This is a genomic window from Paenibacillus artemisiicola (assembly GCF_017652985.1).
Lineage (GTDB): Bacteria > Bacillota > Bacilli > Paenibacillales > Paenibacillaceae > Paenibacillus_Z > Paenibacillus_Z artemisiicola.
Genome location: NZ_JAGGDJ010000002.1, coordinates 431,753 through 454,039, shown reverse-complemented (window position 1 = coordinate 454,039; position 22,287 = coordinate 431,753). Strand labels below are relative to the sequence as shown.

At 56.7% G+C, this 22,287-nt stretch carries 13 protein-coding genes; all 13 read right to left on the bottom strand.

Features of this window, described 5'->3' with window-relative positions; genetic code table 11:
• Positions 1–28 precede the first annotated feature (28 nt).
• Positions 29–775, bottom strand: a complete 747-nt coding sequence (locus I8J29_RS05245) for an SDR family oxidoreductase (protein ID WP_208846607.1) — start codon at positions 773–775, stop codon at positions 29–31.
• Positions 776–976: 201 nt separating this feature from the next.
• Positions 977–1,816, bottom strand: coding sequence for a hypothetical protein (locus tag I8J29_RS05240; protein WP_208846606.1), 840 nt, complete (start codon positions 1,814–1,816; stop codon positions 977–979).
• A gap of 75 nt (positions 1,817–1,891) precedes the next feature.
• A complete protein-coding gene (locus tag I8J29_RS05235; RefSeq protein ID WP_208846605.1) occupies positions 1,892–3,754 on the bottom strand; it encodes a sensor histidine kinase in 1,863 nt (620 codons plus the stop codon).
• 23 nt (positions 3,755–3,777) lie between these two features.
• Positions 3,778–5,226 carry a response regulator transcription factor gene (locus tag I8J29_RS05230; RefSeq protein ID WP_208846604.1) on the bottom strand — a complete coding sequence of 483 codons (1,449 nt, stop codon included), beginning with the start codon at positions 5,224–5,226 and terminating at the stop codon, positions 3,778–3,780.
• Between the two features lie 158 nt (positions 5,227–5,384).
• Positions 5,385–6,824, bottom strand: coding sequence for an extracellular solute-binding protein (locus tag I8J29_RS05225; protein WP_338113050.1), 1,440 nt, complete (start codon positions 6,822–6,824; stop codon positions 5,385–5,387).
• A 269-nt stretch (positions 6,825–7,093) separates the two neighbouring features.
• Positions 7,094–7,990, bottom strand: a complete 897-nt coding sequence (locus I8J29_RS05220) for a carbohydrate ABC transporter permease (RefSeq protein WP_208846603.1) — start codon at positions 7,988–7,990, stop codon at positions 7,094–7,096.
• Positions 7,984–8,964: an ABC transporter permease gene (locus tag I8J29_RS05215; RefSeq protein ID WP_420831094.1), complete on the bottom strand. Its 981-nt coding sequence runs from the start codon at positions 8,962–8,964 to the stop codon at positions 7,984–7,986. The genes I8J29_RS05220 and I8J29_RS05215 overlap by 7 nt, the downstream gene beginning before the upstream one ends.
• A 340-nt stretch (positions 8,965–9,304) precedes the next feature.
• Entirely contained in the window at positions 9,305–11,617 is a 2,313-nt protein-coding gene (locus I8J29_RS05210) for an eCIS core domain-containing protein (protein ID WP_208846602.1), read from the bottom strand.
• Between the two features lie 43 nt (positions 11,618–11,660).
• Positions 11,661–13,472 (bottom strand): hypothetical protein, encoded by a 1,812-nt coding sequence (locus I8J29_RS05205; RefSeq protein ID WP_208846601.1) that lies wholly within the window; start codon positions 13,470–13,472, stop codon positions 11,661–11,663.
• Positions 13,473–13,490: 18 nt separating this feature from the next.
• Positions 13,491–15,068: a hypothetical protein gene (locus I8J29_RS05200; RefSeq protein WP_208846600.1), complete on the bottom strand. Its 1,578-nt coding sequence runs from the start codon at positions 15,066–15,068 to the stop codon at positions 13,491–13,493.
• A 24-nt stretch (positions 15,069–15,092) separates the two neighbouring features.
• A complete protein-coding gene (locus I8J29_RS05195; RefSeq protein WP_208846599.1) occupies positions 15,093–17,090 on the bottom strand; it encodes a phage tail protein in 1,998 nt (665 codons plus the stop codon).
• Positions 17,083–19,062, bottom strand: a complete 1,980-nt coding sequence (locus tag I8J29_RS05190) for a putative baseplate assembly protein (protein WP_208846598.1) — start codon at positions 19,060–19,062, stop codon at positions 17,083–17,085. Before I8J29_RS05190 ends, I8J29_RS05195 begins: the two co-directional genes overlap by 8 nt.
• Positions 19,063–19,083: 21 nt before the next feature.
• On the bottom strand, positions 19,084–22,266 hold the full coding sequence (locus I8J29_RS05185) for a putative baseplate assembly protein (protein WP_208846597.1): 3,183 nt from the start codon (positions 22,264–22,266) through the stop codon (positions 19,084–19,086).
• Between the last annotated feature and the right edge of the window lie 21 nt (positions 22,267–22,287).

Below are 22,287 nucleotides of genomic sequence, written 5' to 3'. Positions count from 1 at the left end.
ACCTCGGTATGATGCTTCGCCAATGGGATCAGAACATCCCTCCGCCGGCTCCGATTGTCTGGCCGGTGATCCATCGCGCTTGATCCGATACCAGGAACCCGACAATGTCGGCGATGTCTTCCGGCGTTCCTACGCGAGCTAGCGGTGTAATCGCGATCTCTCCGTCGATAACCGCCTGACCGGCCTGTATCAGCGCCGGCGTGAGGGTGGCGCCGGGAAGCACGCTGTTGACGGTGATGCCCCGAGCGCCGATTTCATGCGCAAGCACGCGAACCAATTGGTCGGCAGCCGCCTTGCTCGCTGCATAGACGCCCGTTCCGGGACGGGGCATGCGCGTCAGCCCGGCCGAGATTGCCACGATCCGCCCTCCGTCAGGAACTCGGATCGCGGCTTCTTTGAGGGCAATGAAGCTTGCCCGCGCGTTTGTCGCGAATAGCTCATCGAACTGTTCATCCGTGGTGTCGGTGATGGTGCCGTGCTTCACGTTGGCGGCGTTGAGGACCACGATGTCCACGTGACCGAATTGCTCTTCCGTAACAGCGAACAGTCTGCGTAACTGAGCCGGATCGGCGATATCGGCTTCCACGGCAAGAGCGCTGCCGCCTCCTTGCACGATACCGCGCGCAACCTCCTCGGCCTCTTGATGGAAACCGGGGTAGTAATTGACGATCACGCCGGCGCCGTCTCGGCCAAGCCGTTCGGCGATTGCCCGCCCGATTCCCCTCGACGCTCCGGTTACCAACGCCGCTTTTCCTTGCAGAGATAATCGTTCCAAGTCCATTTCCTCATTTCTGCGATATTTTCCGACCCCCCATTGCCTTATCTGTTGCCTCATTGTATGAAATCCGATTAATTTGATCAATATCGAAATATCGATGACCATCATAGAAGAGGTTAATCGAATAAAGGCAGCCGGTCATGAATGACCGGCTGCCTTCTCCTGCCCGTTGAGCTTATCGTGACCCTTTCCGCCCATTTAATGGTTCATTCTGAATTGTTCCAGCTTGCGGTTGCCAACGGCAACAAGCCACAACACGAGCAGACAGCATGGCCCGTAAATGAGCCAATATTGCCATAACGGAATCCGGACCCGCAATATCCCGAGCTTCATGAGGACCAGATTCGCGGCGAGAATAACGGCCAGCGAAATCAACCTGCGCCAATGGTGACGCGTTGCCGTCACGGTGACGGAAATCACGGCCGCCTTAAAGAACCCGTACATCGCCGAAAGAAAGATATCGTCCCGATAGGGATCTTGGAAATACCCGCTATGAAAGACGCGAATGCCGGTTACCGCCAACGTGAACACAACCGTCGCCACGACGCTCCACGCAAACATCAGCAGCGTGACGAACCGGAACGCGCGGCCGCGTTCAGCCAACCAGACCAACCATTGCCGGGCGAACCGGAAGAACAGGATCAACGCGAGGATCGTATACCCGGTTCTCCACCAATGATGCTGGTAGATCCCCAATTGGAGAAATAACCATTCCACCCCGCCGTACGCCAGCGATAGGCCAACGATCCACCTCCAGCTCAACCGGTAAACGGCGATAAAGAGAGCGGCAACCGGCACGGAAAGAAGATTGGAAAAGACAGCCCCTAACACGTTGTCGTAATAAGGGATCGCGAGCAGATGAGGCGAATAGCGGTAACAATCCTTCAGCACGAAAATGTAAAATTCAAACACGTAGATCATGCCGGAAAAGGAAAGGAGCAGAATGAGCGGCCACGCCGCGCGTTTATGAACCAGCAGCACGGAAGAGGCGATCGCGCAAATCGCGATCAGAACAAGATACGGCATTGCGTTCGGCACAGTAACAAGATCCCTTCCGGTCCATTCGAAGTCGTTACTATTGTCACCACTCCGGAACGAAAACAGACCTGCGCTTTACGCGCCTTCCAATGGCCTTCCCCCTGTCGCATCACGTTTATTCCGTTCCGGTGCTTGGCTCAGCGACGGAATTTTGACGGTTACGGTCGTTCCGTATCCCGACCGGCTGTCGATGGCGATCCCGTACCGCGCGCCGAACAGGAGCCGAAGCCTGTTGTGGATATTGGTCAGTCCGATGCTTTTCGCCGAATGGCCGAGCGGCTCGCGTTCCGACAGCGCCATGTTCAGCTTCGTCCGTAGGGCGGTCAGCTCCCCGGTCTCCATCCCCTTCCCGGTATCCATAATGCGGAAGCATACATCGCCGTTCGCATCCAAGCACCCGGTCACTTGAAGCCTCCCCCCTTGGTCCATCCTCTCAAGCCCGTGATAGACGGCATTCTCGACAAGAGGCTGCAGGATCATTTTGGGGGTTTTCAGCTCGAGCAGGCCTTCTTCGACATCCATGCCCATCGCGAATTTATTCTCGTATCGAATGGCGATAATCTTGATATAGGCCTGTATGCAGTCTACTTCTTCCTTGAGCTGTACAAGCTCGTCCTGTTTGATGCTGTACCGGAAGATTTTGGACATGCAGGACGTGATTTGCGCGATCTCCCTGCTTCCGTATTCCAATCCGATGCCGCTGATGCAATTCAGCGTGTTATACAGAAAATGCGGGTTGATCTGGCTCTGCAGGGCGGAAAACTCCGCCTGCTTCTGGCTCAACTCGGATTTGTACAATTGAGCTTGGGTCGTGAACATATCCCTTGTCATGTCGTCCATTTCATCCATCATCCGATTAATGTCGCGGGCCAGCGAGCCCACCTCGTTGGTAGACCGGACTTTAATGCGGAACCCCCTGTCCCTTCTCCCTACCCGCTTCATATCCATGACAAGCCCCATCACCGGAGCCATCAGATTGTTCATAAAAAAAAGGCCCATCATGATCAGGATTAATATAATCCCGATCCCCACGATGATGCTGACCTTCCGCATGGGGTTCATATCCGACGTCAGTTCAGGAACCGGAATCATGCTCACGATCCGCCATCCGTCCGCCTGCTCCAAGCCCTTGACCTGGACGAGGATCTCTTCCCCGCCGATGGTTGTCTTCACGCCGTTAAGCAGGACGTCCTTATCCCTGGACAGCGCATCCTTGAACCATGTGCCCCGGGCCTTGGCATTCGTGGACGCAATGACCTCATCCTGGCTATTCAGAATGTACAAGGTGGAGTTGGGCGTCAATTCCGTATTTTCCACGAGGCTCTGCAGCTTGTCCATGTCGATCATCACGGTGCAGTAGCCCGTGATTTGCGAGAAATGAATCCCTCCGATCGATTCCACAATCGGCGCGATATAGAAAAACTGTTCCGTTTTCGTTCGATCGTCTTTTAACAGGGTCGTGAACATCCCTTTATCCCGAAGAGAAGGATCGTCCTTATACGTCCGGATAAAGCTCGCATACCGATGGAGAAAGAAAATATCGCCGCCCGAGGAATCCAAGCTGTAAAGCTGCTTTCCCCGAATGTCGTCGATCACGATTCCGTTCACGTACGAATTGAAGGATCTCATATAGTCCATGAGATCCAGCGCATAATTGCCGCTATCGAACGCCCTCTTGTAATCGTCGTCCTCGACGGCGTATTCCTGAATCAGTTTGCTGTTGACCGCGATGCCGGCGCTGACGCGAATGTCGTTGAACACGGAATCGATCTTGCTACGGGTTTGCTCGATCATTTGATTGCCGAATTTGGCGGCTCTAGCTTGCGTTAGATGAGAGAAGCTATAAAAGAAATAAACGACCATGACGGCGAACAGCGCGATGGCGATAAAAAAGATCAGCCAAATTTGATGTTTCAATTTCAGTTTACTGGTCTTCATGGCGGCCTGCCGCTCCGTTCGCGTTAACTTTTTCTGAATTTGGTAGGCGTGATTCCGCAATGCTTCTTGAACACTTTATTGAAATAGTAATATTCCGCATACCCGGTCTTCACGGCGATTTCCTCGATCGACAGGTTCGTCTGTCTCAGGAGTTCGCGGGCTTTCTTGATCCTGAGCTCCGACACGTATTCGGAGAAGGTCTTGCCCAGCTTTTTTTTGAATAATTGACAGCAATACACTTGATTAATGTAGAATTGGGCCGACAATTCCTTCAAATACAACCGCTGTTCATAGTGACCCTCAATATAGGCGACCATCCGGTTAAAGCAGGACAAGATGTCCCCTTCCGGCAATGAACGGCTATTCCCTTGCTTGATGGATGCGAAGACGTCGTGCAAAAAGCCGCACAGCGACGCGAAGTGTTCGAACCGTTCCTTAATCTCGGCATAATTCAGGAATTCGAGCTCCATATCCTTCCATTCCTCGGCGTAGGCGTTGATCAGGATCCCTACGGCCTGATTCCACAAGTAGACCACTTCGCTCATGCCGAGGCGATGAACCTCGAAGTAAGCCGGCAGCCCGTTTATGTACGCCTCCATATAATCGTCATATTGGTTTCCTTGAACGATGCGATGGAGCTCGTCGATGCACGGTTTGACCAAATGAACCTTCGGCTCGTAATGAACGGCGCCCGGGTCTTCGTTCAAAAAAACCTGGGAGGCCGACAGGTCCGCTTCTTTAATCAGCTTGCTCATCTGGGCGAGCTGGCCGGAAATGCTGCTAATGCCCATCGCATGAATGCCGGGTGGTCGACTCACGGTTAATTCATCCCGGAGTCCTTCCAAGCAAGCTTTATCCTCCGCCATCAGAACGATCAACCTTTTTTGGGTTCCGGCCTCGACCTCCAGCGCATAGACGGGCTTTCCTTCCAAAGCCAGCAGCTGTCCGAACTCTCTGTCCGCTCCTTCGAAATCGATGGCAAGCACCTGGAAATAGCACGCCTCCGCGGAATCGGGAAGCGGCAGGCAACGCTTGATTTCAGCCAGATCCGACGAGGTCAGCGACTCCAGAATGAGGGGATTGCGCGCTGCGCTTCTCTGCGCGAAATGCATGGCCAGCCCCGCAAGGAACGGATCGGCCATATCCACATCGAGCGGCTTCAGGAAATAATTGAGCGCGCCGCAGCGCAGCGCTTCCTGGGCGTATTCAAACTCCGCGTATCCGCTAACGACGACGAATTCGGTGTCTAGCTCATGCGCTTTTGCCCGCTTCATCAGATCCAATCCGGAAATGTCCGGCATGCGAATATCCGTCACGACCAAATCCGGTTTGTTCGCTTGTATGGCATCCCACGCCGTGTAAGCGCTTGTAAATTGTCCTATGATTTCAAAACCGTGCTTTTCCCAGTCAAAGGCGTTGCGGATTCCTTTAATCGCCCACGACTCATCATCGACAATCATGACCTTGTGCATGGGGTTCCTCCTGAACTTGTGGATTTCTTGGAAATAATAGCAAAGGCCTGAGGGAATGGCAATCGAAATACGGATAAACCACGCGGAGGCTCCTTCGATGGTTTATCCGTATAGAGAAGATGATTTGCCGATCGCGAGGAGGATTGACGGATAGCGGCTTAGTTGCTGCCCGCTTTGATTTCTCTGTAGTGCTTCACGTTTTCGTCTTGAACCGCCTTGCCGCCGGCGTCCATGTATTCTTTCACCAGCTTATCGTACAAGGCGTCGAACTCGGCCGGCTTGGCCACGATCAGCCGGTCCATCATTTGTTTGTTCATATCGCCCAGCGTCTTGCCGTACTTGATATTCGCTTCGTTCGGGACACCGTAGTAGAAGCCGGTATACCCGTCCGTCGTATTGATCTTGTAGGAATCGACGGCCAGTTTCTCATAGCTCTGATCTCCGGTTGCCAAAGCCGCCGCGTACGTTTTGACGTTCTTCTCGGTATCGCCCAGCTCGGCGCCGTTGACGATCAGCGTATAATCCAGATTCAGATTGCTCATCTGCATATTGTCGCCGGTTTGCGCGATCCCTTGCGGGATTCCGTTCACCATCGTGTGGTTGACGCCTTCTTCCCCGAACTGCAGGAAGAACAACACATCCGGGTCGGCCATCCAGTTCAGATATTTCATGGCCAGCTCCGCGTGTTTGCTGCTTTTCGGGATGAAGGAGAACAGACCGTTTTCATTGTACATTTCTTTGAGGTATTTCCCCTCTCCGTTCTTAAAGGCATCGATCGGAACGAAGCTGGCCTCCGGCGCGTTTTGCTTCAACGGTTCGCGGATTTTTTGAACCATCGGATAATCCCAGTTCGCGGCGTAGAAGCCTACCTTGCCGTTCGTGACGTCGGCGTCCGCTTGCTTGGCCGTCTTGTCCAGCGCAAAGTCGGGGCTGATCAGCTTCTCGGCGTACAGCTTGTTCAGCCATTTGAACGCATCCTTGTTGCCGGGCTTCAGCCAATTGGTCGTGGTGACGAATTCCTCCTCCGACATCGGACCCCAGAAGGATTGAACGAGATTGCCGAACGCGTAGTTCATGCCGGCAGCCGCCGTGGCCCACGGAATCACGCCGTTGATCTTGCCGGGGTTCTTGTCGCGGAAGGCAACAAGCGCGTCATACAATTCATCCCGGTTCGTCGGAACGGGCAGTCCCAGCTTGTCCAGCCAATCCTTGCGGATGAACATGCCGTTCCACGCAAGCAGCGTCCGCTTGGCCGGAATGGACACTTGTTTGCCCTCGTATTTGCCGTAAGCCAGCACGGTGTCCCCCAGATAAGCTTTCAATTGCTGGCCATGCTTCGCGAGCAGGTCGTCCAAGGTATACAGGCCTTTGTTTTTGGCGAAGCGGGTGACGGTGGTACCGTCGTACGTGAAGGAAATATCGGGCGCTTCGTTGGCAGCCATCAAGACATTCAGCTTGTCGACTTCCTCGGAGCGGGGGACGGTAACGAACTTGACGACGGCGTTGTTGGGTTTGCCGAATTTCTCGTTGACATACTTGGTCCATGTATTGTTGTTTAGATCCGGCTGTCCCTGAATCCCTCGATCAAACACTTCCACGGTCAACGTTTCCGGAGAACCGGAAGACGCGGCCGGTGCATCGTTCGATGCCGCCGGCGATTCATTGCCTCCGTTTCCGCAACCGGCCGCAACGCCGGCCAGCAGAACCGTACTAACCAGAAGCGCTGCTTTCTTCTTCATGCTCGCGTTCACTTTCAACCACCCTTTCGTATCTGATGCATGCCTATCTTCCATGCTCTCAATCTCTTGGATCTTTCTTTCATCCAACAGCCCTGCGATCACCCCTTTCATCTTGGTCCGGTGCTCCGTCAGCCCTTGATCGCTCCGGTCATCACGCCGTCCACGAAATACTTCTGGAGCTTGGGATAGACGAGCAGTATCGGGATGGTCGTGAACATGACGCTGGCCGCTTTCAGCGACTCGGGCACAATGTAGGCGCCTACGCTGCCTTCTCCCCCCTGTTGGCTGTCCAGCTGCTGATTGGCCGAAATGATCTGGTACAGCTTCATCTGCAAGGGATACAGATTTTTATCCGTAATGTAGAACAGCGCATCCTGGAATCCGTTCCATCGGTCCACCGCATAGAAGAGGCTTAACGTGGCGATCGAAGGCAGCGACAGCGGGAGCACGATCCGGATGAGAATGCCGAAGTCCGAGCACCCGTCGATGGCTGCCGATTCTTCCAGACTCTCCGGAAGATTGGTGAAGAAGGTCTTCAGGATAATGACGTTGAACACGCTCATGGCGCCCGGTAACACCAAACTCCACATCGTATTCATCATCCCGAGGTTTTTAACGAGCAGATAGGAAGGAATCAACCCGCCGCTGAAATACATGGTGAAGACAAGCGCCGACAAGATAACATTTCTGCCCATCAGCCGTTTCTTCGTTAGCGGGTACGCCGCGCAAATGGTCAGGAACATGCACGCCGTGGTGTAGATCATCGTAAGCACAATGCTGTATCCAAGCGTATAAAGCATCTCCGCATCGCTTAGGATGGTTTTGTACGTGTCGACGGTGAAGCCCACGGGCCAAAGCCCTACCTTCTGCGAAATAATCGCTTCGTTGGAGCTGAGCGAAAGCGCAATCATATACAAGAACGGCACAATGCAGGTGAAGGACAAGGCTACAATAAACACGATGATCGCGATATCCGCTGCACCGGTTTTTTTCTTAATGCCCATGCGGCTTGCCAGACTCACCATATCCCATCCTCACCCAATTTCTTCGCGATATAGTTGGCGGCAAGCAGCAGGATCAAGCCAACCACCGACTGGAACAAGCCGACCGCCGTTGCCTGGGAGAAATCGCCCGAGCTGATGCCCACGCGGTATACGAACGTGCTGATGACATCGGAATAATCGCTGACCAGCGAATTCCCCATCACGAAGGGACGGTCGAAGCCGATGGACACCATCCGGCCGATTTGGAGGATCAGCAAAATATTGATCGTCGACTTTATGCCCGGCAGCGTGATATGCCATATTTTGCGAAGCCGGGTGCACCCGTCGATATCGGAGGCTTCATACAATTCCTTATTGATGCCGGTCATGGCCGCCAAATAGATGATCGTGCCCCAGCCGATATGCTGCCATACGCCGACGGAGATATAGGTGACCAACCACGGTATTTTCTGAGACAGAAACTCGATCTTCCCGGCGCCGAGGCTTGCGAGGAACGTGTTGACCATGCCGCCGTTCGAGAACATCAGGTAGACCATCCCGCCGATAATCACCCAGGACAAAAAGTGAGGCAGATATAAGACGGTCTGCGTGATTTTCTTGAGTCTGGCCATCCTCACTTCATGGAGCAGGATCGCGAGTATAATCGGCGCCGGGAAGCCCGCGATCAAGTCATACACGTTCAGGACCAGCGTATTCTTCAAAGCGCGATAGAAGCTGTCCTGCCCGAAAATAAAACGGAACACATCCAGTCCGACCCATTCGCTCCCCGAAATCCCCGCAAAAATGTTGTAATCTTGGAAGGCCATGATCACGCCGTAGATGGGAGCATACTTGAAGATCAGGATATACGCAAAGGGCAACAGCAAGAGCAGGTATAACCAGGCGTCCCGTTTGACGTTATGCAAAAATCTGTTTTTCTTCGCTATGGAAGGATTCCCTGGGGAAGCATCCCCCGGGGAAGCGTTCGCTCGAGACTCGTCTAAAACCGCTTTCATTTCTCTCATCCCTCCGGCCGTAGTAAGGAGCTTTCATGGTTTCATTATAGCTTTCGGGGAAAATTAGAAAATGTACTCGTTTAAATGAATTTTGTACTCGCTTAAATGGTTGGCGGGCTGTATCCTGGCATGGCTAGCAATACAAGACGGATGATTCCGTTTTGTTCATATCGAAAAAGGAGCCCGGCGGGATACGCCAGACTCCTTTATTTTCATTCCGCTAGTTGGGCCGAATCTTCTCCCTGACCGGAAGCGTTAGTCATTGCCGTTCGCCGCGGGTTTCCGGTCGCATGCTTTTTGACCGAAATACGAATATGCAATTGAACCTCTATCCGACTGGCTAAAAAGGGGATTGAACCGATGAAATCACGAACCAACGGCCGTTGAAAAACGCAGGATTGCGCGGAGGCACAATGAATTCTTCTCGCGGCTCATGCTCCGGAGCATCGTCCGGAAAGTTGTACTTCACCTTCTGTTTGAAGCTATGCAGAGGTCCTGCCGCCATATTCATCGTTCCGTCCAAAGGCCAAAGGTTCGCATAAGTATCTTCTCCGCCGAACGCCAAGTCGACGACGTGATCCGGTTGACAGCTTTTTTCCCACATGTCGAATCCGAACTCTTCCAAGTCCTCCCGGTATTTCTTTGTCACTGACGTGTCTCTCGGGGTAGGATCTCGCTGCAGCTTCGTTCCGACTTTCGGCCAGATTTTCGCACCGATGAATTTCGAAGAGCGCGGAAGGCGTTTTCGCAAGTTCCGATAATACGGCTCTTTCCTATCGTGCGGATCCGAACGGTCCGACGGATCGAACTTTAAGTAGATGGGATTGCGATACCCACGAAGCGGCTTATACCAAATCATCTTGATCGGATCGTCGATTGCGCCTGTCGGCGCTTTGTGAGTGCCTCCCGGCTTAGGCTTCGGTTTGCAGACTGCCTTCGCTTTTGACGTAGCGTCGGCATTGAGTGGCCCGGGCATCGTCAACTCCGTCTTGGCGGAGCCGAACAGATTCTGAAGAACGCCGGAAGCCGAGAAGACGCCGTTAAGGCTTGCCGGCGCGACGCCGATCAGGCTATTGGCAGCTCCGCTTTCTTCGTCACCCCAAGAATCGGAAGATCCGCCTCCTCCCGTAGATCCGCCTTGCGCAGCTGGATTGTTGTTGGCGAGCGTAATGGGGATGTTCCAGCATTTCTCCCAAGCATGATCCGCAAGATGCCAGGAGCCGGAAGCGACCGGGTAGTCCAAGATGAACAGACTCAGCATACCGTCCAAGGACAGCGCAAAACTGGCGCACGGATCGAACGAGATATGATCCTGCAAGAAAAATTCTCCGTTCTCGTAGTCGAGCTTCACTCGCCTATTCAACTCGGCGGATAGCGCAGGGGAGCCGGTCACCGAGAGCCCGCCTTCTACCCTGACGATCTCCTTGACGCAATTCCAATCGGCTACGCCGCTTAATATGCCGGTCATCGTTAAATAAGCAGCCACGTCGACTTGACCCGATAACGTACCCCAACCGCTGAAGCTCTTTGTCTTGGTATCGTATTGGAGCAAGAGCTCCTTCAATTGCACTGGTCCGACTCCAACTTCGCCGGATACGTCCAGTTCTCCCCGTCCGAGCACGGATAAGAACAGAAAACCGAGCTCCTCCAGTTCCATTGTATATTGCCCGAGCAACACATCGTCGGTGGCGTCGTTCCAAGCCGTCCCCTTCGCGAATCTGCGGAGCAGCGTCACGTTGGGCAGATTGAGCGAAATGACGCCGTCTTCGACCGTGAGTTTGCCGCCGAATTGGCTGATAATCGCCTGAGCAGCGCTCAGTGCGAGCCCGAGAACAACGTCAGTCGCGCTTCCCTCCCCAGCCTCGCTAACCGCTTCCATAGCTTCGGAAGCCGCACCCGTCGCGGCATCCCATGTCTCGCCGGCGGCGCTAGACACGGCATCCCATGCTGACGTTGCGCCTTCCTCGATCACGCTAAGCGATTCGGAGACGTCATCGAAGAAATCCCGTTGCACCTGGCGGTTGCTGCCCTTGGTCTGCTGAATCACGTGTGTCAATTCATGCGCCAGTAACCGGTCTCCTTCCGGTGTGGCAGGTTGGTATTCACCCGGCGCGAAAGCGATATTGCCGCCAACGGTGAACGCCCGCGCTTGAAGCAATTGGGACGTTCTGGCCGCCTCGGCGTCCGTATGGACGCGCACGTTTCCGAAGTCCCAGCCCATGCGGTTCTCGAAAAAGCTTCGAGATTGCCGTGACAGCGGCGAACCTCCTCCTTCAAGAGAGCCGATGCGGTTCTCCATGCTTGAAGAAAGATTCGTTGCGGAGGAACCGTCATAACGACCCGACAATTGCGGTTGCGCTTGCACATGACCGTTTGGAAATCGGCTCAAGACAACATCCTCTTCCGATTCGCAAGCGGCGCATTTTCTTTGAACTAAAGGAACTCGATTTACAGAGGTATAGTCCGAAGAAGTGTTAGTCGCCGGCATCCGCATCACCTGCTCCGCGACCCGATCCGCTTCCCGTTCATACGGGTCTCCGGGCTGGCTGACGGTCAGCTTGGTTTGGATCCACGGAGACGGCTTGGATGGCCGAACCGTTTCTCTGCTTGGCGTGGAGCGCGACTTCTTCTCTGCCTCCATTGCTCCTCTCATAGGAACCACTCCCGATCGGAATCATATTGCGCAAATGGCGAAGTCAGACGGCCACGTACATGTCGCCATCGACATGCTTCACGACGTTATCGTTGCTCAGTTTTTCCATAAGAACCTTTAAATCGTCCACCTTGACTTTATCTCGCAATAGCGGGTCGATGCTGAGTTGCTCGATCGTGAGTCCGCCGAACAGGATCAACCGGCTAAGCACGTAATCTTGAAACGAAAGCTCGCCTTCTTTATCCGCGTTTTGCTTGATTTCGGTCGGCGGGATGATCCAATATCGCACGCGATACGAGCATTTGACATCGCCTTCTTTGGGACGCGGATCTTGGAGCAGGATTTGGAAACTGTAACGGTTCAAATCGTAAACGGCTGACAAGCGCGCGTCCCGATCGGCTAGGTCGCCGATGAAGCCGATGAGCGTCTCGGAGGTTGGCGACGCATATTCGATGGCCAATTGGATGGCGCAAGGTTGCTTGATCGGCAACGCGATTTCCTTCGAGCTCCGAAACTCGGCGGGTTTGACGTCCTTGAAATTCACGAAGCCCGTCACGACCGGAGGCCTCTCATCCGGTATCAGGCCCCCGCCTACCCCCGTAATGGTTACGACGGCTGCTTGACCGTCATGCGCAACCGCTACGCCGTCGCCGACGAACCGAATCGCGGTCGCTTCAATCGCAGCTCCGCCGCCATCGAGGACGGTCACTTTTTGCGGTTGCGCCAGCACGCCCGGAAGGTCGGACACGTCGAGCTGATCCGAGCCGCCTGCCATGTGGCTTAAGCGATGACGGAGCAGTTTGCCGCCTGCATCGTCTCCGCTTCCGATCAGCTCAGCCAGCAGCGGATTGCTATATACGTATTCGCGCACATGGGGAGATATCTCGGTAATCGACCGATTGTCGCCCAGCTTCAGCTCCGCGAGATACACGACCGAGCGTTCGGGCGCGAGCCAACCTCCTTCCGATTGATCCGCGAAGTGCTGCTCGGCGATATGCTCGTAGACGGCCTCTTCCGCGATCACCGTGACGCTGCTTGCGGGAGACGCGGCAGCTGCGTTCCCCGCAGCTGCCTGAACGGCCGTCTGCCCTTCTATCGTCGCGACGCCCGGCTCGTTGCCTGCTCTAACGACGTACGATTGCTCGAACGCGGTACCCGCCGGAACGTCGGTCAACGTGAAGACGAGCGCGTCTTGGAACAACATCGTGCAAGCGTCCGGAAGAATCTCCGTCACTTCCACGTGGACGCTCTCCGCCGCCGCAATCGTTTCGTTCACGGTCAGCCGCAGCACGACTTCGAAAACATCGTCCGCTTGAACCCATTTCGGAACGATGCGCGCCAGATCGAGCTGATCCGTATGAAGCAGCGTCGTCGCCTCGTGCCGATGCCCGCGTCCGATCCCGACCGGCGCCTTGGGCGCGATGTCCGTGAGGGCGAACTTGTATCCTTCCCGAATCCGGTTCGGCTCGCAATCTTCTTTGCAGGACGGGGCGTTCACGAGCACCGGCATCGGTTCCCTGGGGCACTCTTCATACTGAAGAACCAGATAAAGCAGCTTCGATTCCTCCGCCTCCGAAGGATACGCGTGCAATCGGCGAAGATCGACCCGTTCGGCATCGTCGACGACGATTTCGCGGCCGATCTCGTCCAACGCGACACCGGAGCCGACCTCGAGCACATGGTTGCCGACGTCTTGCGCTTCTTGAACGTTCAGCCCCCATACGATGCCATGACCATGGATCAGGCGGTTCAGCAAATACCGCTTTTGGTTGAAATACGTTTGTTCCTCTTTGAAATCGCGGCTCGTCAGCAACTTTCCGTAAAAATAATGGTTACGCTCGAACACCAGGGACATCCTCGGACCTCCTCGTTCTTAATCAAGCAGCGTGCTGCCCACCTCGTTCGCCTCATGGGTCGCGGCAATGGCCCACCAGCGAAGCGTGTTGATCTCGGATCTCATCTCGCGATTGTCGGTGATGCGGAAGCGCAATATCTTCTCCGTTCGAAAATAAGTCGCGATGACTTCGATGTCGTTGCGATTCGTAAAGGTAAGCACGCTTCGCGCCTCATGCATGCCGTAATAGATAAGCGGATCGTCCAGATCGAGCGTGATCGCATCCGACACGAATACCGACCCGCGAGCGCCTTTCTTGAATACGACGGTTCCCGAGTATACTTGCATGCCATGCGAAGCGCGGATCCGCACCGCATCTTCGTCGAGCTTCTCCACGGTCAGCCCTTCTCCGATCCCGATCTTCGAAGCCAGAGCCTTGTCTTTCCCGTCATTATAGATAATCGCGACTTTCTGCGCATCGGCGAGCGTGCCGAAAAGGCCGGTGACCTCAATCGGATCGCTTCCCCCCTGTTGATGGGTTAATGCGTGCAAGGGAAGCTTGCCGAACCGATCCTCGTCGCAGCTCAATCGCTGGTGAAGATAGGCGTTGCCGTACACGTACATCCGATCGGAACCGTCGAGATTCGTGATGACGCCCTGCGCGTTCACCGACAGCGTCGCGATTAAGACGGCGGAAGGGACGACAGCTTCATCAAGCAGCGCCATATCGCGCTCCATCAGCTGCTGCCGATACAGATACGGCGATAGGATTTCCACGTGGGTTGGTTCGAGTGTCCAAGCCTCCTCGCTGCCAACCGTCACGGTTCCCGTAATCGCATAATTTCCGCCGCTCTCGCTTGTCTCTACCCGTACCGTATATCGCTTCTCGAGTCGACTCCCTTTGGCCATTCCCTGGTCGAGCGCAAACGCCGGGTCATCGGAATGAATCATCGCAAGCGGAAACGTTGTCCGATCGGCGATCAGGTATCGCGGGCTCCCGTCGATCTTGCGCTGCGTGGTCAACGTTAGCGCAACCTCGAACACTTCGCCGGGCCGAACCGCCGACGGAGCGGATCGTTCGATCGTCACGTTCGCATCTTGGAAAATGACCCGGGTATCCCGCATGAGCGAGCACACGCCTTCGCCGGCATCCGGAGCCGCCGCGGATACGGACAGCGAGAACCCTTCCAGAATCTTGTTCGCTTCGCACGCCTCGCAGCAGCAGGATGCCACGTGCGCCTTCGGATGCATTCGCTCGCGCGCGCACTCTTCATAATGCAGCAGCAAATATAGCGTTTTGCCCCCGTTTGTCTCGGCGGGGTATCCGTTTAATTTCGAGATGTCCGTTAATTGATCGTAATCTCGGCTGACGACGATTTCTCTGCCGCAGCCGTCGATGGCGACGCCCGCTCGAATAAGAAGGCCGCGATTGTCCGCGCTTGCGCTCAAGGCCTCCGCTTGAAGGCCGTACGCGATGCCGCACCCGTGGACGAGCCGGTTCAGCATATGTCTTTTCTCGTTCAAATAGCTTTGTTCGGTCTGAAAATCGCGCACCGTCATCAGCTTGCCGCTATAATAACGATTCCTCTCGAAAGGGTGCAGATGAACTGGGGCCATGCGTCCCATCCCTCCTTGGTTCTGTTAGGCGAGCGCCGTAAAGTCGGCTTTTAACGAAGCGCTTCCGACTTGGCCGTAAGGCGTCGGATTCCGAAGCGCGGCATCGCGCGGAATTACGCCCGTCCCGAGTCTCGGTTCCGGTTCGGTCAGGCTGCTGTTGATCCCAACGTAGGTGTGCATATCGAGATAGATATAGGACTGCAGATGAAGGACGCCGCCGTTCGTATGCGCCGGTTTCTCCGCGTCCACGATTCGCTTCACCGTCGTGAATTCGCCGTCCGTTCGAATCTGCTCGGGCTTCAGGAGAACGCAGAAGCTGTAGGGATCCGTTCCGAATAAGCGTTCCAGCAAAGCGGCGATCTCCGGATCTTCCGCGGATCGGATCCGATATTGTTCGACGATAATCGGCCGTATGCCGGTAAACAACCGGATGAGATCCTCCATTCCATCCCGGGTTCCGCGCTTGCCGTACAGCGCCGGAATGGCGTGAACCAGCTGCCGCAGCTTATCCTCCGGCCAATGCTCGTCATAGGCGATCGCCAGCCACGAGGCCAGCCATCGCAAGTAATCGCCGCCGACGCTGTCCGCGTCGAACCAGCGGGCGATCCCGTCGATCTGCCGTTCGGAGCTCGTCATCATCGCTTCGAAGATCGACAAATACCGTTCCAGGAAATCCCGGCTATTCTCCTCTTCTTGGTACACCGCGGGCAAGTAGCGCAAATAGGAAGCGCGCGGAAAGACGGCTTGAACGCTTCGGATGCGAGGGGATTCGTTTTCGCTTCCGACTAACGTGAGCTTGACCCAGAGAAATTGCTTGTTGCTTCGCGGAATCAGCATCTGCTTCGGGTTGAATTGCGGCTCGGACCAATCCGTCCTCGCCTCGACGTTGTCGATTTCTTCGTCATCCGTTACGTACGACACTTCGATCTGCGTATTCATCGGCAGGTCTGCGTCCACAACCAGCTTATGCCACAACGATCTCGACTCGGTCTTGTCGAACGCCTTCGAATAATATGTGCCGACCGCGAGCGGATTGCCCGGTGCCCGGTACAGCGCTTCGGCCAGCAAAAACACCGTGATCGTGCCGGCTTCCCGGTCCAGGACGTACAGCCTCTTCTCGCCGTCTGCCCGAATGCGATCCGCGTTTCCTTGATACGCGGCCAGCGTTTCCAGCGGTTCGCCGTTCAGCGAGAGCTTGAAGATCGCCCGGTCGTCGCCTTGCCCGAGCGGCTTTCGGCTTTCGCCTAGGTAGAGGAAGCCCTGGCCATCGACGTCCATGGCAGAAGGGGATTGCAGCGGCGGAAGGGCGAAAGAAGAGGCTGGCTCGCCTTGCGCGAATGCCAGCATCTGCCGACCTTGCAGATCCAGCACGTACAGCGTGCCGTTCGCGGATACGGACACCGCGACGGGCTGTTTGCCGCCGAGCTCCGCGACCCCGATCTCGGCCCGGAATTTCCCGTGCTCATCGAATTGGAGGACGCGGCAGCGCTGAGCATCGAGCGCGAAAAGCAAGCCGTCGGCATCCGTTTCGATCTGATCCGGTTGGAAGCTTTGCCCTGCGGCAACGTTTAACGGCCTCCCGTCGGCATCTTCCCGATCGCCGACGCGCCAGGTAAGCTGCCCGTTCAGCTCCGCAAAATGCAACAGCCGATGGGCGCCGGCGCGATCCGCCACGATAATGCCGCCGCAAGCGTATGCGATGGAGGCCGGCGCCTTGCAGTAGCTCCGCAAACAGACGAATTCCTCGCAGCGGCCGTCGATCGAATCATAGCGATAGATCACGCTCGCGACCGCATCCAGTACGTAGAGCGTCCGGCATGGGCCGATCGCGAAATCGGCAAACGCGCAGCCGCGCGGGAAAGCCTCGGCTTCGATAACGGCCTCCTGCAAATAGCGGTTCATCGTGCGAAGCGACAATCGGTCTTGGCCGCGCGTTTCGACGTTGATCCGCAGCCCTTCCTCCCAGGCCGCGCGATGATTAATCGCGAGCGAGGTAAACTCGTTATCTTCATTGTTAGCCATGGCAACCTCCGCGCGGTTCGCAATCCGCTTCCGCGGTTATCGTGTCGATGCGATGGGCTTCGGAATAGACCAGACTGTGCGGCGGCAGGAAGACGCTGCCTTCCGCGTCTTGCCGAATCCCTTTCCCGGCAGCGCTCATGCGGACGCGACGCACGCAATCGACGCCCGGACTGCGCTTGATGACATCGTAAATTTCGGACGCGTAAATCGGCCGGCCGAAGGGCCAGCCCGTTCGGTCGCTGCCGCCGTTCAAGGGATGCAAATATTGAAGCAGCGCCTCGACCGCTTTTTGTCGCGTTGCCGCGGCATCGTATCCCGCTTGCACCTCGATCTCCGCCTCGACGGAAGCTTTCACGTAATCCGGCGCGACGACCCGCAGCTTTGTCGCGAGAAGACGATGCGGATGAAGATGCCGGCAAACCGTGCTTAGAAATCCTCCGCTCGGCACCGGATTCGCGTTCTCGCCGTAAGGGACGACGACGACCATGACGACGCCGGGGGCGGGATTGTCGTCCCGGTCTTGAAGCGGTATCGCTTTCGCGCGGGCAACCCTTAAACCCGGCGTGGACAACGCCAACGTTTCGTAATCTTCGGATGTGACCGCGCTGTGAGCGCTCTGCAGCTGTTTGCGCGTTCGCATTTGAGCTTGCTCAAGCGTTTCCTGCGGTGCACCGCCCGAGGCAGGTTGCCAATTGGTCAGCTCCAGCGCGTCAAGCGGCGAAGTCGGATCGGCCCATCGCGTAATGGCAGCGGCGCCCACGTTCCCCTTGACGCCCTCGGTGGTTTGATAACGCGCAGCCTTGATCGTGATGGCGTCCTTCGGGTGCGCCGGCCGAGGGATGGCGCCGTTCACCCCGTCTCCGAACAGGATCCGGCCCGAATCCGGCAGCAGCCTGTAATGTGTATCCGTCGGCTTCGAGGCATCCAGGCTATCGACGCGCTTCCATTCGACCCATTCGGAGCCCGCGCCTGATGGCTCTTCTACGAGGAGCCGCAAGGATTCCGGCAGGACGGGATACCGCGTCAGATCGAAATACTGCTCGGGCAGTCCGTTCGAGCTGCCGACAGGCTCATCCTTCACCGACTCGCGCTGGACGACGGGAACCGTATTCAGCAGCACGCGCTCGAGCTTTGGCGGGAGTTCATACCCCGCCTGCTTCACCGTCGCGCGAATCCAATAGAGCTCCTCGCCGATCGTGCCGACTTTGCGGGCAAGCGCATCGTCCGGCGCGGTGAACATCACGCTGCCGCTGAACGTCAGCCTCAACGTTTCGTCCGCTTCCAGGGCAAGCGGCAACCAGGACCCGCCGCCGGCTCCGGAATAATAGTCCCACTCAAGATCGGCGGATGGCTGAATCCAAAGACACCGATCGTCTGCCGCAACCGGGTTTCTGGCAACGGGGTAACGGTCGTATAATTCGAATTCGATCGGAACTCGCGCGCCGGCTGGGAACGGCCGGTCGAATCCGAGATACAGCCTGCTGCCCGCTTCCGCCTTCGTCCCGAACGCGGCAAAATGCAGGCCATGGCGTACGTTCGCCTCGGAATAATCGGCGACCCCCGTCGGCAGGATGCTGACGATTTTACGCAGCTTTACGGCGGTCGCCAGCAGCGTCTCCTCCGTCTCGAACGTCACATCCCCTTCGCGCGTCGTGACGGGGGTATGGGCGGGAATGAGCACGGAAGCATCGCTGCCGGCTCGGTGCGAGACCGTGATTTGCGCCGAAGCGGCTTTCGCGGCCGACGGTTTCTGACCGAGCAGCTTCAGAAACTTCAGTTCGTTGTCGCCGCGGATTTGATCCAAGTAATAGTGCTGTTGCTCCGTCAGCCAAGCAAACAGCTCGATGAACGTGATGCCGGGGTCATGGGCGTTATGATCCGTCCAGACGGGGGCTAGCGGCGGTATTCGCTTCTTCGCGTCTTCTACGAGCTGCGCGTACGTTCGATCATCCAACTTCGGCAATGGCAACACGATCTCGCCCTCCTCCTCATCCTAAGAACTTATCGCCAAACCGGAGACGACCAGCTTGTGCTCCCCGCTATAGATCAGCATGTATGGCACGGAACGAATGGCTGCGGACGTGTTCGGCGTCACGTGAATCGTCGTTCCGCTCGCCGGATCGCGGATCGTCATCGCAAGCCCCTCGACGTGATCGACGTTCCGGTCCGCTTCGAAGAGCGAATACAATTCGCCCAGACACGGCAATTCGCCGAAATCCCAGCCGCGTCCGTCCTTCCCGCCCGTCAGCGGGTGCAAATACGCGGTTAGGTTCCGGTACGCTTCCGTTTCCGCCGCCGGCATCGCGTCGAACGAGCTGGCGATCAGCTCGGCGGATACGGACACTTCCGCGTACACGGGTCCGAAAACCTTGATATGTCTCGGATAGGCGGCGACGTTCGCGGCGCGGCTTCTCAAATACGCTTCGGCTTGCTGCCTTAACGGCGGCGCGGGCACGGGCTTCGCGTCGCTGCTCTGCGGCACGATCAGGACGGTGACCCACCCCGTCTCCCGTTCGCCCTTGTCGTTGAAGTTCGGCAGACACTTTGCCCTGGCAATGCCGCGGGACGCTTCGAGCGCCAGCTGCTCGTAATCGGCGGCGGTAACCGCGCGGTTTCGGGTTCTGATCTTGAGCGGCCCGCGTTCCAATGCATGGCTAAGCGGCTCCGTGTCATAACCGCAATCGTACGCATAAGGATTGTTCGGGCGATCGAGGTACGCGATCGAAGTTCGCATGATGCCGAGCTCGCCCGCGCCGATATTCCCGGCGCTTCCTCCGCCCGCTTGATAATCGGCGGCAATGTTGTCCGAGCCGACCGGCGGTACTTTGCCATGGATGCCGTTGCCGAATTGCACCGTGCCGAACGTCCGGTCAATCTCGTAGTGGCGGCTGTCCTCGCCCGATTCCGATAGGTTATCGACCGCCGTCCACCCCACCCAGAACGCCGTCGTCACTCCGGCATCGTCTTTCTCCTCGCGCACGCGGACGTTGCGATTTGCCCGGAGCGCGGCCTGCTCCTCATCCGATAAAGCACCGAGCTCGTTGACGAATACTTGCTCGTCCAGCACCGGAAATTTGGCAAGCGCGTACGAGGACCCGGCAAGTCCCTGGCCGGAGCCGAGAATCTCGCCGATGATGCTCTCCGATTGGGACGCCATCGTCGTATTGAGGAAGATTCCGTTCAAGAGCGGCGACGGGACTCGCCGTCCGCCGGCTGTCGAGGAGAACCGCGGGTCGAACAGCGCGAATTGGCCGCAAGGCTCAGGGCTATCGCAACCGCAGCCGCATGTGTCGTCGTTCTTCACGCGTGCGGAATGACGCCGGCCGCTAGATTGGCTAAGCCCGTCCTTCTGCGGTTCAATCGGCCGGAATCGATCTTCGGCGTCGATCGCGCGCAGCCAATACAACGAAGTCCCGAACAGCGAATCGGGCACGGCGAAGTCCGGCGCGCCGACGAATTCCACGCATCCGCTCTGCGTCAGATGGCGCGTGCCGTCCCGCACGTCCAATCTCGTCCACCCCTTCTTTCCGCCGCTTACCCGGTAATACTCCCACTCCAGCCGCGGAAAATCGGCTTCGCTGTATTCCTGATCCTGCACGCGAAAATAGACGCTGACCGGCCCCTTGAGCGGAGGCGTATCGAATCCGAGATAAAGCGCGGGATGCGCGTCGGCGAGCCGGTAAAAGGGCTGAATCGGCCGACCACCCGGCCCGATCTCGGAGGTGCGGTCGCGGTACTCCAGATTGTTACAGGTCACGATTCGTTCGGCGCGCTCGCTCTGAATCGCGTAGGTGATGTTCAAATCGCTGATTCGGGGGACATAGAATCGGGGCACAAGCGCCCTGCCGACAATCGCTTCTTTGCCGTAATGGCCGCCGGCTATCTTGCACCGGATCCAATAGCCCGGTTGCCCTTGTACGACCGTCTCGGACATCGCGCTCGGAATCGTAAAGGTCAGCGTAACGGGTCTGCCGGACTCCCCCGTCTCGTCAGCCGTGATCGGGAAATCTTCGTTGAGGTTCCCTATACGCATCCAGCCTTGCCCGTTCCAATATTCCCAAGAGAGCTGCGCGGTTATGACCTTTTCCCCTGCTGTTGCGGCTGTTGCGATTGCGGGCGTATCTCTAGTCGGCAGCCAGTCGGTTTCGTGCTTCAACGTGAAGCTGAGCGTAATTGTCGCTCCTTTTTTGGAGAAGGCTTCTTTGCTGGACACGTAAAACGCATCGTACAACCGGGGCGTCAGCCCGAACGGATAATAGTCGTTTTTCCCGACATCCTGCGGAACGTTGTTCGCAAACGCCATGTCGGGATGCGGCAGCACATTGGACATCGTTATCGCGAGCGTACCGAACTGAACGAGCTCGGCGTCCTTGATTCGATTCGGCTGTACGATCGCGCGAATCCAACGGTTGTGAAGTCCGTTTACCGCCGTTTCGGCGATGCCGGTCCACGCTCCCGTATCCAGATGGATACGCCCCTCCTCGATCAGCGCTTTCGCGAACGTGCTCCAACCGTCTTCCGTGCCGTATTGCCATAGCACGGTTTGGGATTGCGCCAAGCGCGCAAGCTGACGCGCGGCACCGGCATGGGTTTCGGAGAAATCCAGCACGATCACCGATTGGGAAGTCATGTTGAACAAATCGGCATGGCCGATGTACAACGCATGCGTTTGCAAGTCCGATTCCGAGAATAGCTCGAACGGGTCCCCGGAATGCGCGCCAAGAAGCGCCGAATCGGCTTGGGCAAGCCGATCTTGCTTGGGGTAATAGGTCATGGCTTGCATCAATTTGGCGGGCGTTGCCACGATCGTCCGTTCCGTCTCGAACACGAACGGCTTCCCTCCGCCCGTCGGTTGCGCGGCGACTTGCGTACGTGAAGGAACCGTAACGGGATCGATGGCGCCCGAGCTAAGCGCGAACGTTACCGGTCCTCTCGCCTGACTGGCCGGGAGCAGCTTGATTCCGAGCCGATTCAGGAAAGCGATGAAGTTCTTGTCCGGCACCCGATTGAGACGTTCCAAGATTCCGCCATACATCCGGGCGAAGATATCCATCACCGCGGTACCGGTATCCCGGTCCGAATCCGGCGTCCATTCGGGCGCGAAGAACGGAGCCAGTTCCCGCATTTCCTTGAAGATCGCGTTCAAATCCCTTGCATCGATTAACGGAGCTTTCATGGCTTCACCACCGGACGGAAG

What these genes read in the sequence shown, in the direction of transcription:
- I8J29_RS05200 (WP_208846600.1), bottom strand. Translation starts at nt 15,068, where the DNA reads ATGGCCCCAGTTCATCTGCACCCTTTCGAGAGGAATCGTTATTATAGC.
- I8J29_RS05230 (WP_208846604.1), bottom strand. Translation starts at nt 5,226, where the DNA reads ATGCACAAGGTCATGATTGTCGATGATGAGTCGTGGGCGATTAAAGGA.
- I8J29_RS05205 (WP_208846601.1), bottom strand. Translation starts at nt 13,472, where the DNA reads ATGTCCCTGGTGTTCGAGCGTAACCATTATTTTTACGGAAAGTTGCTG.
- I8J29_RS05185 (WP_208846597.1), bottom strand. Translation starts at nt 22,266, where the DNA reads ATGAAAGCTCCGTTAATCGATGCAAGGGATTTGAACGCGATCTTCAAG.
- I8J29_RS05210 (WP_208846602.1), bottom strand. Translation starts at nt 11,617, where the DNA reads ATGAGAGGAGCAATGGAGGCAGAGAAGAAGTCGCGCTCCACGCCAAGC.
- I8J29_RS05195 (WP_208846599.1), bottom strand. Translation starts at nt 17,090, where the DNA reads ATGGCTAACAATGAAGATAACGAGTTTACCTCGCTCGCGATTAATCAT.
- I8J29_RS05220 (WP_208846603.1), bottom strand. Translation starts at nt 7,990, where the DNA reads ATGGTGAGTCTGGCAAGCCGCATGGGCATTAAGAAAAAAACCGGTGCA.
- I8J29_RS05235 (WP_208846605.1), bottom strand. Translation starts at nt 3,754, where the DNA reads ATGAAGACCAGTAAACTGAAATTGAAACATCAAATTTGGCTGATCTTT.
- I8J29_RS05215 (WP_420831094.1), bottom strand. Translation starts at nt 8,964, where the DNA reads ATGAAAGCGGTTTTAGACGAGTCTCGAGCGAACGCTTCCCCGGGGGAT.